Origin of the sequence: Pseudomonas sp. NBRC 111119 (assembly GCF_001320125.1) — a bacterium.
GTDB classification, from domain to species: Bacteria; Pseudomonadota; Gammaproteobacteria; order Pseudomonadales; family Pseudomonadaceae; genus Aquipseudomonas; species Aquipseudomonas parafulva.
Map to the genome: position 1 here is coordinate 60,014 of NZ_BCAV01000054.1, position 10,496 is coordinate 70,509.

General features: G+C 64.3%; 10 protein-coding genes and 2 pseudogenes. 5 read left to right on the top strand and 7 right to left on the bottom strand.

Annotated elements, in window-relative coordinates; translation table 11 throughout:
• Positions 1–5: 5 nt before the first annotated feature.
• The 5 genes and pseudogenes from APH25_RS19765 to APH25_RS19785 form a co-directional block, all read right to left on the bottom strand.
• Positions 6–1,037: pseudogene (locus APH25_RS19765) on the bottom strand (AbrB family transcriptional regulator).
• Complete coding sequence (locus tag APH25_RS19770) at positions 1,030–2,544, bottom strand: tripartite tricarboxylate transporter permease (RefSeq protein WP_060483071.1); 1,515 nt, start codon at positions 2,542–2,544, stop codon at positions 1,030–1,032. The pseudogene APH25_RS19765 and the gene APH25_RS19770 overlap by 8 nt, the downstream one beginning before the upstream one ends.
• 3 nt (positions 2,545–2,547) lie before the next feature.
• Positions 2,548–3,006, bottom strand: coding sequence for a tripartite tricarboxylate transporter TctB family protein (locus tag APH25_RS19775; protein ID WP_028635075.1), 459 nt, complete (start codon positions 3,004–3,006; stop codon positions 2,548–2,550).
• 69 nt (positions 3,007–3,075) lie between these two features.
• Positions 3,076–4,056 carry a tripartite tricarboxylate transporter substrate binding protein gene (locus APH25_RS19780; RefSeq protein WP_028635074.1) on the bottom strand — a complete coding sequence of 327 codons (981 nt, stop codon included), beginning with the start codon at positions 4,054–4,056 and terminating at the stop codon, positions 3,076–3,078.
• Positions 4,057–4,088: 32 nt separating this feature from the next.
• Positions 4,089–5,378, bottom strand: a complete 1,290-nt coding sequence (locus APH25_RS19785; protein ID WP_060483072.1) for an OprD family porin — start codon at positions 5,376–5,378, stop codon at positions 4,089–4,091.
• Positions 5,379–5,577: 199 nt separating this feature from the next.
• Here APH25_RS19785 and APH25_RS19790 point away from each other — a divergent pair, with 199 nt between their 5' ends.
• Together APH25_RS19790 and APH25_RS19795 are read left to right on the top strand one after the other, a co-directional pair.
• On the top strand, positions 5,578–6,249 hold the full coding sequence (locus APH25_RS19790) for a response regulator (protein ID WP_028635072.1): 672 nt from the start codon (positions 5,578–5,580) through the stop codon (positions 6,247–6,249).
• Entirely contained in the window at positions 6,242–7,621 is a 1,380-nt protein-coding gene (locus tag APH25_RS19795) for a sensor histidine kinase (protein WP_028635071.1), read from the top strand. The genes APH25_RS19790 and APH25_RS19795 overlap by 8 nt, the downstream gene beginning before the upstream one ends.
• Positions 7,622–7,642: 21 nt before the next feature.
• Here APH25_RS19795 and APH25_RS19800 read toward each other — a convergent pair whose 3' ends face one another.
• Both APH25_RS19800 and APH25_RS19805 read right to left on the bottom strand, forming a co-directional pair.
• Complete coding sequence (locus APH25_RS19800; RefSeq protein ID WP_028635070.1) at positions 7,643–8,449, bottom strand: HDOD domain-containing protein; 807 nt, start codon at positions 8,447–8,449, stop codon at positions 7,643–7,645.
• Between the two features lie 55 nt (positions 8,450–8,504).
• Positions 8,505–9,446 (bottom strand): folate-binding protein YgfZ, encoded by a 942-nt coding sequence (locus tag APH25_RS19805; RefSeq protein WP_060483073.1) that lies wholly within the window; start codon positions 9,444–9,446, stop codon positions 8,505–8,507.
• A 134-nt stretch (positions 9,447–9,580) separates the two neighbouring features.
• Here APH25_RS19805 and APH25_RS19810 point away from each other — a divergent pair, with 134 nt between their 5' ends.
• The 3 genes and pseudogenes from APH25_RS19810 to APH25_RS25805 form a co-directional block, all read left to right on the top strand.
• The gene (locus APH25_RS19810) at positions 9,581–9,835 is read left to right on the top strand and encodes a succinate dehydrogenase assembly factor 2 (protein ID WP_060483074.1); all 255 of its coding nucleotides are present in this window, start codon (positions 9,581–9,583) and stop codon (positions 9,833–9,835) included.
• Positions 9,819–10,277 carry a protein YgfX gene (locus tag APH25_RS26030; RefSeq protein WP_060483075.1) on the top strand — a complete coding sequence of 153 codons (459 nt, stop codon included), beginning with the start codon at positions 9,819–9,821 and terminating at the stop codon, positions 10,275–10,277. Before APH25_RS19810 ends, APH25_RS26030 begins: the two co-directional genes overlap by 17 nt.
• Positions 10,207–10,496 (top strand): annotated as a pseudogene (locus APH25_RS25805) (hypothetical protein); the annotation flags it as partial. The gene APH25_RS26030 and the pseudogene APH25_RS25805, both read left to right, overlap by 71 nt.

Sequence of the window (10,496 nt, forward strand, 5' to 3'; positions counted from 1 at the left end):
GCCGGCTACGCCGGCGCTTTCACCCAGTAACGGAACAACGGCTCGGCCAGAAACAGCACGAACAGCAGCCGCATCACCTGCAGCGCCGTGACCAGCGGCACCGACAGCTGCAGGGTTTCTGCCGTGAGGCTCATCTCGGCAATGCCGCCCGGCATCATGCCCAGCGTCAGCGAGCGCAGGTCCAGCGCGGTAACCAGGCTCAGCACCCAGGCGGCGCTGCCAGCAATGAACATGCACAGGGCGGTGGCCACCAGGGTGCGGGCGAGAAACGCCGGTGCACGGCGGAAGAACGCACGGTTGAAATGGCAGGCCAGGCCGCTGCCGATCAGCCACTGGCCGATTTGGCTGCCGCCGTTGGGCAGGGCGATCTGCAGGTTGGCTGCCAGGCAAACGCTGGCCGCGACCAGCAGCGGCCCGAACAGCCACGGGTTAGGCTGGCGCAGGCGCTGCCACAGTCAGGCAACGGCCACCCCCATGGGTACGATCAGCGCCAGCCAGCCCCAGCTCACGCTGGCGCCGTGGTTCAGTGCCACCCCGTCACCCAGCAGCCACTTGAACAGCGCCGGCACGCACAGCACCACCGCCAGCACCCGCAGGCTCTGCGCCGCAGCCACTTGGCTGAGTACCGCACCATTGCGTGCACCCAGGTTGACCATTTCCCCCGACCCGCCCGGCATGCTGGCAAAGAACGCCGTTGCGCGGTCTTCGCCAGAGCGCCTCAGCAGCCATACGCCGATGACACTGGACAAGGTGGTGAGCAAGGCGCCGAAGAAGATCAATACGAAGTGGCTGGCCACCTGTTCGATGATGGCGGGGGTGAAATGCAGGCCGATACCAATGCCGATGATGCATTGGCCGCAGCGCCGGCCATTGGGTATTTCCGGCAGTTGCCAGGGGGTGAGGCAGCGCACGGCGATGATCGCCAGCAACGATCCCACCATCCACGGCAAAGGCCAGCCGACCTTGCTGGCGATGAAACCGCCCGCAAGGCCGACCAGCCCGGTTGCCCAGTACAGCGGCAAACGGCTATCAGGCATCGGCCATCGCCCGACGTTGCTGGCTGCGTTTGCGCCAGATGCGCAACAGCGGCAGTGCCAGCATCATCGCAACCAGCGCCCAGACGCCCATGCTGATCGGGCTGGACCAGAGGATGCCCAGTTCACCGTTGGAGATCGACAGCGCCCGGCGCAGGTTCTGCTCCATCAGGCCACCTAGGATGAAGCCCAGCAGGATTGGCGACAGCGGGAAGTCCAGCTTGCGCAGGATGTAGCCCATGATGCCGATACCGACCATCAGGAACAGGTCGAACGTAGTGGCATGCACGGCGTACACGCCGATGGCAGTGATGATGGCGATCACCGGTACCAGCGCCCAGTTCGGGACGGCCAGGATGCGGGTGAAGATGCGGATCATCGGGATGTTCAGGATCACCAGCATGATGTTGGCAATGAACAGCGATGCGATCAGGCCCCAGACGATGTCCGGCTGCTGTTCGAACAGCAACGGGCCTGGGGTGATGTTGTACAGGGTCAGTGCACCGATCATCACCGCAGTGGTGCCTGAGCCAGGTACACCCAGGGTCAGCATCGGCACCAGCGCGCCGCAGCAGGAGGCGCCGATGGCCGTTTCCGGGGCCGCCAGGCCACGGGCATCACCCTTGCCGAAGTGGCCGCTGGTGCCGGCGATGCGCTTCTCGGTCATGTAGGCCACGGCACTGGCCAGGGTGGCCCCTGCGCCTGGCAGCACGCCCATGATGAAGCCCAGCAGGCCACAGCGAATGTTCACCACGAACACCGAGGCTGCTTCCTTGAAGTTGAACAGCATGCGCCCGGTGGCCTTGATCGCCTGGTGGCCATGGTGGGTCTTTTCCAGCAGCAGCAGAATTTCGCTGACCGAGAACAGGCCCAGCACAAGCACCACGAACTGAATGCCATCGGCCAGGTGCACACTGTCACCGGTGAAGCGGTACACGCCGCTGTTGGCGTCGATACCCACTGCCGAGAGGAACAGGCCGATCAGTGCCGCGATGAAGGTCTTCAGCGGTTTGTCACCTGCCATGCCGCCCAGGGCGACAATGGCGAACACCATCAGCACGAAGTATTCCGCAGGGCCGAAGGCAATCGCCCACTTCGCCAGCAGTGGTGCGAACAGCACCATGCCGCAGGTGGCGATGAAGGCACCGATGAACGAGCTCCAGGCCGACAGCGACAGCGCAACGCCGGCCAGGCCCTGGCGGGCCATCGGGTAGCCATCGAGAGTGGTCATCACGGTCGATGCTTCACCAGGGATGTTCAGCAGAATCGAGCTGATGCGGCCGCCGTACTCGCAGCCCAGGTACACGGCCGCCAGCAGAATCAGGGCCGACTCCGGTGGCAGCCCCAGTGCGAAGGCAATGGGGATGAGCAGCGCCACGCCATTGATCGGGCCCAGGCCCGGCAGCAGGCCGACCACGGTGCCGATCAGCGTGCCGGACAGGGCGGTAACCAGGTTGTAGGGGGACAGGGCGACGCCGAAGCCCTGGCCCAGGTAGCTCAAGGTATCCATGTGTCAGTTCTCCAGTACGCTCAGCAGGCCAAGGGGCAGGGGCACGTCCATGACGCGGTCGAACAGCCAGTAGAGGAACACGCTCATGCCGACCACCACGACAACACTGTGCAGCCAGCGGCCGCCATACAGCCGGGCCATGGGTACGCCGGCCAGGATGGCGCTGAGAATGAAGCCCAGCGATTCGAAGGTGGCCGCGAAGACCAGCAGCAGGCCGATACAGGCTGCGATCTTGGTCAGGGTTTCGCGGTCCAGTTCCGGTTCGTCATCCTTGCGCACGATGGGTGTGGGGCGGATGGCCAGGTACAGCAGGCCCAGGCTCATCAGGCCGAGCATCAGCAGCGGGTAGGCGCGCGGGCCTACCGGCTCATAGGAAAACGCCGCTTGGTAGGGCCAGGCCATTACGGCCAGGGCGGCGCAAACCGCCAGCAGCACCAGGGCGAAGATGCGTTGAAGGATCATGACAGAGTCCTCATGTGTGAGAGCGGCGGGTCGCCGCCCCCACAGGGGGCGGTGAAGGGGCGTGATGGGTTACTGGATCAGGCCGAATTCCCTGGCCAGCGACTTGTAGTCGGCCACCTGTTTCTTCACATACACGTCCAGCTCTTCACCCGTCATGGCAAACGGGAACAGCTCACGCTGGTCACGCAACTTGGCGAAGTCTTCCGAGGCCAGCATGTTGTCGAACGATGCCTTCCACCAGGCGTAGTCCTCGTCGCTCACCTTCGGCCCCAGGTAGAAGCCGCGCACCACTGGCCAGACGATGTCGTAGCCCTGTTCCTTGGCGGTGGGGATGTCCTTCATTTCCGGTTCGTCCAGGCGCTTTTCCGAGAACACCGCGAGGATGCGCATGTTGCCGCTCTGGATGTGCGGCATGGAGTCGGAGATATCGGTCGAGCCGACCTGAATGTGGCCACCCAGCAGCGCCGTGGCAATCTCGCCACCGCCCTCCAGGGCCACGTAGCGCAGGTCACGCGGGTTGATACCGGCGGCCTTGGCGATCAGCGCCGTCTGCATCCAGTCCTGGCTGCCGACGGTGCCCCCCGAGCCGATCACCACTTTGCTCGGGTCTTTTTTCAGTGCGGCGACCAGGTCATCAAGAGTCTTGTAGGGCGAGTCGTTCTTCACCGCGATGGCGCCGTAGCTGGTGCCCACGGCCGCCAGCCATTTCACCGCGTTCTCGTCGAAGCGGCCAAACTTGCCCTGGGCCAGGTTCAACAGCGAGCCACTGGACCAGGCCACCAGGGTGCCCGCATCGGCCGGGCGCTGGGCGACCACGGCGTTGTAGGCTACCGCGCCGACACCGCCCGGCATGTAGGTGACGCGCATGGGCTTGCTGAGGATCTTTTCCTGCACCAGGGCGCTTTGCACCAGCTTGCAGGTCAGGTCGAAACCGCCGCCTGGCGAGGCAGGGGCGATGCATTCAGGGCGTTTGGGTTCGGCGGCCAGGGCGTTGCCTGCCAGCAGCAGGCAGCCGGTTGCCAGGACGATGCGGCGCAGTGAGAAGGTCATGGTGTATCTCCGTAGGCATTGTTGTTATCGGGTTACCACAGGGCCACGCTGTAGCTCACCAGCAGGCGCACTTCGTCAGCGTCGCGGGCAAAGTTGGAGCGGAAGGTGGCATTTCGCAGGCGTACAGCGACGTTCTTCAACGGGCCGCTCTGCACCACGTACTTCAGTTCGGTGTTGCGCTCCCATTCCTTGCCTTCGCCCCCGCTGGCGCGGCTGACATTGTCGCCGTTGATGTAGCGGGTCATGAAGGTCAGGCCCGGTATACCGAGCGCTGCGAAGTTGTAGTCGTAACGGGCCTGCCAGGAACGCTCGTCAGCATTGGCGAAGTCGTTGATCTGGACGAAGTTGACCAGGTAAGGGTCGGCGCCATCCACGTAGGGGAATGCGCTATCACCCGACAACTGCTGCCAGCCGGCACTCACCTTGTGCCCGCCCAGCGCGTAGCTGAACAGGCTGCTGAAGGTGGTGTTGTCGATAGTGCCGGCCTTGGCAGCGCCAGCGTCATCGCTCAGCGCCAGGCGCAGGTCCACGCCGACGGTGCCGGGGCCCCATGGCTGGGTGGCGAGCATGCCGATGAAGTGCTGGCGGTAGATATCGTCGAGCTGGGCGAAGTGGTAGCTGCCGGTGATACGGTCGGTGAACTGGTAGTCCAGGCCCGCCAGGGTCAGGTTGTCTGCGCTGAACGTGCCACCGAAGCGGCCATTCTTGTTGTTCAGTGCCAGGTCTTCCCAGTTGGTGTCGTTGCGGTCTTTGGCTTTGTCCAGGCGGCCACCGGTGAAGGTCAGGCCCTTGATCTCGCGGGAGGTCAGCAGGCCACCTTCGAAGGTTTGCGGCAGGATGCGGCCGTCGTTGGGGCGCAGGGTGGGCAACTCGGGGATCAGCGTGCCGATCTTGAGCTCGGTCTGGGAGATCTTCGCTTTGGCGGTCAGGCCCAGCTTGGAGTACTCATTGGCAGCCCTGCCATCATCGTGGGTGGGCAGCAAGCCGCTGCCGGTGCGGTCGGGGCTGGAATCGAGCTTGATGCCGAGCATGCCTAGCGCATCCACGCCGAAGCCTACGGTGCCGTCGGTGTAGCCGGACTCGAAATTGAGGATGAAACCCTGGGCCCATTCATCACGCTTGGACTGCTGCGCGCTGGTGCCATCGCGAAAATCGCGATTGAAATACATGTTGCGGGTTTCGAAGGTGGCCGTGCTGTCTTCGATGAAGGCGGCCTGGCTTATAGGGGCGACCCCGGCGAGCGCAAGTGCGCTGGCGATGGCGATGGGCCGTACGGCAAAGGAACGGGTAGGCGCAAATGCCTGCGGCTGCGATGACAGCATCGTGGTTGACTCCGTTTATTGTTCTTATTCGTTGCACCTTGCTGGTGCTTTTTTCGGCGCTTGGCGCGACCGTGGTGCGATGCTAGGTAACGAACCTTTCGCTAACCTTTCAGTGTGAAAGGTTTGTCGGCAAGGGCTTCACAGGCAGCCCGACAGCGGTACACTCCGCGCCACCGCCCCACCCGAGAGGCATGAACCGATGCGTGTGTTGCTGGTTGAAGACCATCTGCAGTTGGCCGACAGCGTGGCCCAGGCTTTGAAAAGCCTTGGCCTGACCGTGGATGTATTGCATGACGGGGTGGCTGCCGACCTGGCGCTGGCCAGCGAGGACTATGCCGTCGCCATACTGGACGTCGGCCTCCCGCGCCTGGACGGCTTTGAGGTGCTGGCCCGCCTGCGTGGGCGTGGCAAGACCTTGCCGGTGCTGATGCTGACCGCCCGCAGCGACGTCAAGGACCGCGTCCACGGCCTGAACCTGGGGGCCGATGACTACCTGGCCAAGCCCTTTGAGCTGACCGAGCTGGAGGCGCGGGTAAAGGCGCTGCTGCGGCGTAGTGTGCTGGGTGGTGAGCGCCAGCAGCGCTGCGGCCCCCTGGTGTATGACCTGGACACCCGCCGCTTCAGCCTGGGTGACGACACCCTGGCGTTGACGTCGCGCGAGCAGAGCGTGCTGCAAGCACTGATCGCCAGGCCCGGGCGGGTGATGAGCAAGGAACAGCTGGCTGCCCAGGTATTCGGCCTGGACGAAGAAGCCAGCCCGGATGCCATCGAAATCTACATCCACCGCCTGCGCAAGAAGCTCGATGGCCACCCGGTGGCGATCGTTACCTTCCGCGGCCTGGGTTATCTGCTCGAGCATCGCGATGCGTGACAATGTCAGCCTGCGGGGGCGTTTGCTGGGCAACCTGGCCCTGTTGCTGGTGGTGCTGATGCTGGCCAGCGGTTTGAGCGCCTACTGGAACGGCCGCGAAGCCGCCGATACCGCCTACGACCGCACCTTGTTGGCCTCGGCGCGGACCATTGCCGCAGGGTTGTCCCAGCGCGACGGCTCGCTGAGCGCGGATGTGCCGTATGTGGCACTGGACACCTTCGCCTACGACAGCGCTGGCCGTATCTACTACCAGGTGCTGGACATCAAGCAGCGGTTGATCTCCGGCTACGAAAAGCTGCCGCCACCGCCGCCGGGCACGCCACGCACCGACGACTACCCGGCGTTGGCGCGGTTCTACGACGCCACCTACCTGGGCCAGAACGTGCGTGTGGTCAGCCTGCTGAAGGCGGTGAGCGAGCCCAACATGAACGGTATGGCAGAGATTCGCGTGGCCGAAACCGACGAAGCGCGTGTGAGCATGGCCCGCGGCCTGATGGCTGATACGTTGCTGCGCCTGGGCATGCTGGCGCTGGGTGCGCTGGTGATGGTCTGGTTCGCTGTCAGCGCGGCCCTGCGGCCGCTGGAGCGCTTGCGCACGGCGGTCGAGGAGCGCCAGCCAGACGACCTGCGCCCGCTGCCGGTGGTGCAGGTGCAGCGTGAGTTGGGCCCGCTGGTAGGGGCCTTGAACCACTTTACCGAACGCCTGCGACGCCAGTTCGAACGCCAGGCCCAGTTCATCGCCGACGCCGCCCATGAGTTGCGCACGCCGTTGGCTGCCTTGAAAGCCCGGGTGGAACTGGGGCTGCGCTCCAGCGACCCGCAGGTGTGGCGCCAAACCCTGGAAACCGCCGCACAGGGTACTGACCGCCTGACCCACCTGGCCAACCAGCTGCTGTCGATGGCTCGGGTGGAAAACGGCGCGCGGGCAATCGCCGAGGGTGGCGCCCAGCGCCTGGACCTCAGCCAGCTGGCGCGCGAACTGGGCATGGCCATGGCGCCACTGGCGCATAACCGTGGTGTAGCCCTGGCGCTTGAAGCCCAGGCACCGGTGTGGCTGAAAGGCGAGCCCACGCTGCTCAACGAGCTGCTCAGCAACCTGGTGGACAACGCCTTGGCGCACACGCCAGCAGGGGGGAACGTCATTTTGCGGGTCATTGCCCCGGCGGTACTGGAGGTGGAGGACGATGGGCCGGGCATTCCCGAGGACGAACGCGAGCGGGTGTTCGAGCGCTTCTACCGTCGCGGTGTTCAGGGCAGCGGGCTGGGTTTGGCAATCGTCGGCGAAATCTGCCGCGCCCACCTGGCGCAGATCAGCCTGCACGATGGCGTCAACGGCGGGTTGCGGGTGCGCGTGAGCTTCATCGCCGACTAGCCTGCCCATAAGGGCCTGGGCTCAGCGCAACAGGCTGCGGGCTTCGGTCAGTTCGTCGGCCTGCAACTCGATCCCCACGGGTAACCCCAGATGGCGATAGGCGGGCAGGGCAGCCAGCGGCCGTTGCCGCCCGCGCTGGCTGATGCAGCGGGCAATCTGCACCACGTCGATGTAATCGAGGGCAGCGGTCTGCCGGTCCAGGTCCTGGATCTGGCCGGGCAGCCTGACCAGTTGCTCGGGGAACTCCCAGGCCTTGAGGATCTTGTCGCCCAGCACGGGCTGGATCTGTTCGATGACATAGTGCAGGCAAACCGGGTCGGAGAGCAGCTCGTTGTGCTCCTCGGCGTAGATCAGCACCGGCAGCGCGCCAATCTGATGAACCAGGCCGCCCAAGGCTGCCTGGTCGGGCTTGAGGCGGCTGTAGCGCCGTGCAATTTCATAGCTGATACCTGCCACTTCCAGGCTGTTGGCCCAGATTTCTCGCAGTTTCTGCTCCACCGCCGGGGCGCGTGCATGGAAGATCTGCTCGATCACAAGGCCAATGGCCAGGTTGCAGCTGTAGTTGATGCCCAAGCGGGTGATTGCGGTATGCAGGTCGGTTACTTCCACCGCTGCGCGCAGCAGGGGGCTGTTGACCACCTTGATCAGGCGTGCTGACAGGGCGGCATCGCGCCCGATCACCTTGCTCAGCGCCGCCACGCTGATTTCATTGTCTTCCGCTGCCTCGCGGATGCTCAAGGCAACCTCGGGCAGGGTCGGCAGCACCAGGTCATCCTTTTCGATGGCATCCAGCAACTGTGCCTGGACCATCTCGGCCAGCTTGTTCATTGGCATATCTACCGCAGTGGTGGAGCAGCCCCGCGGGGATGGCGGGGCGGGCTGTTCAGCGCTGGATTTCCCGGTCGCGGTCCAGTTCGTAGGGCAGGGGCAGCACGTGCAGGCGCGGGCCTTCCAGGTTGCCCAGGTGCAGGTTGCCGTCCTCGACTGCCTCGGCCCCGATCACTGCCAGCAGTTCGCAGCCAGCGCCGGTGCTGGCCGCCAGTACCACCTCACCCACCGATGAACCGTGGGTAGGGGAGAAGATCTGGTCGCCAGGCGAAACCTCCACCTGCTGTTCAAGTGCCACACGGTACTGACGGCGCTTGAGCTTGCCCAGGTACTGCATGCGGGCGACGATTTCCTGGCCGGTGTAGCAGCCTTTCTTGAAACTGACGCCGTCCACGGCCTGCAGGTTGATCATTTGTGGAATGAACAGCTCGCGGGTAGGGCCCATCACCTGGCCGATGCCGGCGCGGATCTGCCCCAGCAACCAATCGTTGAGGTTGCCTTCCGGCAGCGCAGCGGCGAGGGTGGTGTGAACCTCGGTGGCGATGCCCGCAGGCGCCCACAGCTCGACCCTGCCAGGAGAAACGGCAATGGCGATCAGGCCTTCGTGACGCACCGTACTGCCCGCGGTGCCCGGCACTTCCAGGCCCAGCGACTGCAGTGCTGCCTCGCCATTGGCCAGGCCGAAACGGGCCCACTCAGCGCTTTCGTCGGCCAGCGTCGCTTTGGAGAACACCGCATATTTCTTCAGGTCAGCCAGCTGTGCGTCCAGCAGCTCACTGGCCATGGCCAGCAGGTAGCCGTTCCCCTCGGGCAGGATGCGGAAGCTGGACTGCATGCGGCCTTTGACCATGCAGCGGGCACCAAGGCTGGCGTATTCCGGGTTGAGGTAATTGATATTGCAGGTCAGCTGGCCTTGCAGGAACTTGCCTGCATCGGAGCCGCGGACGGCGAGGATGCCCTCGTGGGACAGTGGGCAGAAGAAAGCGGAATCGGCCATGGGTCATCGCGGTGGCTAAAGACTGTCGGCCATCATAGAACGCTGGTAACAAAATAGGTAGGTGACTTAGACCAACGCCCGCTGTCGCTTCGATGACCTGGCTGTATACTGGCGGGCCATTCGAGGAGGGCCCCATGGTCGAACAAACTGAACTCAACCGGCTTTTCTGGCACAGCCGCCGGGGCATGCTGGAACTGGACGTACTGCTGGTGCCATTCACCCAGGAAGTCTACCCCAGCCTCAATGAAACCGACCGCGAACTGTACGTGCGTCTGCTGAGCTGCGAGGACCAGGACATGTTCGGCTGGTTCATGGAGCGCACCGAGTCCGACGACCCGGAGCTGCAGCGCATGGTCCGCATCATCCTGGACCGTGTCCAGCCCAAGTGAGTGCTTCGAGTGCCGGTGGCAGGGCTCGCGCCTGCTGCTGGCGGCCTACCTGACCTGCCAGTTGCTGGCGTGGCTTGCCGCCTTGCTTGGCCCGCTGCCGTGGTGGGCGGGGCTGGGCGCCATTTGTGCGTGTGTTGCCCATGGGGCCTGGGTGGTTCCACGGCGCATTCTGTTGAGTCATGGGGATGCGGTTGTAGGGCTGCGTCGTGACGGGCGTGGCTGGTGGGTGTTCAGCCGGGCGCAGGGGTGGCGGGCGGTGCGGTTGTGCCGCGACAGTATGGCGTTGCCGGCGCTGGTGGTCTTGAGGTTTGTGCCGGTGGGCGGCTGGGTGGGGCGCAGTCAGTGCATACCTTGCGATGCGCTTGAGGGGGATGAGCATCGGCGGTTGCGGGTTAGGCTTAAGTTTAGTCGGCGGCGGTGGGTGGACCCTGGGCAGGGTTAGTTTGAAGTTGTTTGCTGTTCGTGGGTTTTCATGGCAAGCATGCTCTCGTCATCCGGCCCTTATGCTGCGCTTCGGGGTTCCCTCACTACGGCCTCCTGAAGTCGCGAAGATCAAGGCCAAAGTCAAGATCAAGATCTACAGCAATAGCAACAGCGAACTTAAATATATCCATCCACCAACTGAAAGCACTCTACCGCTCTTGCTTCTAAGTGCGCGATA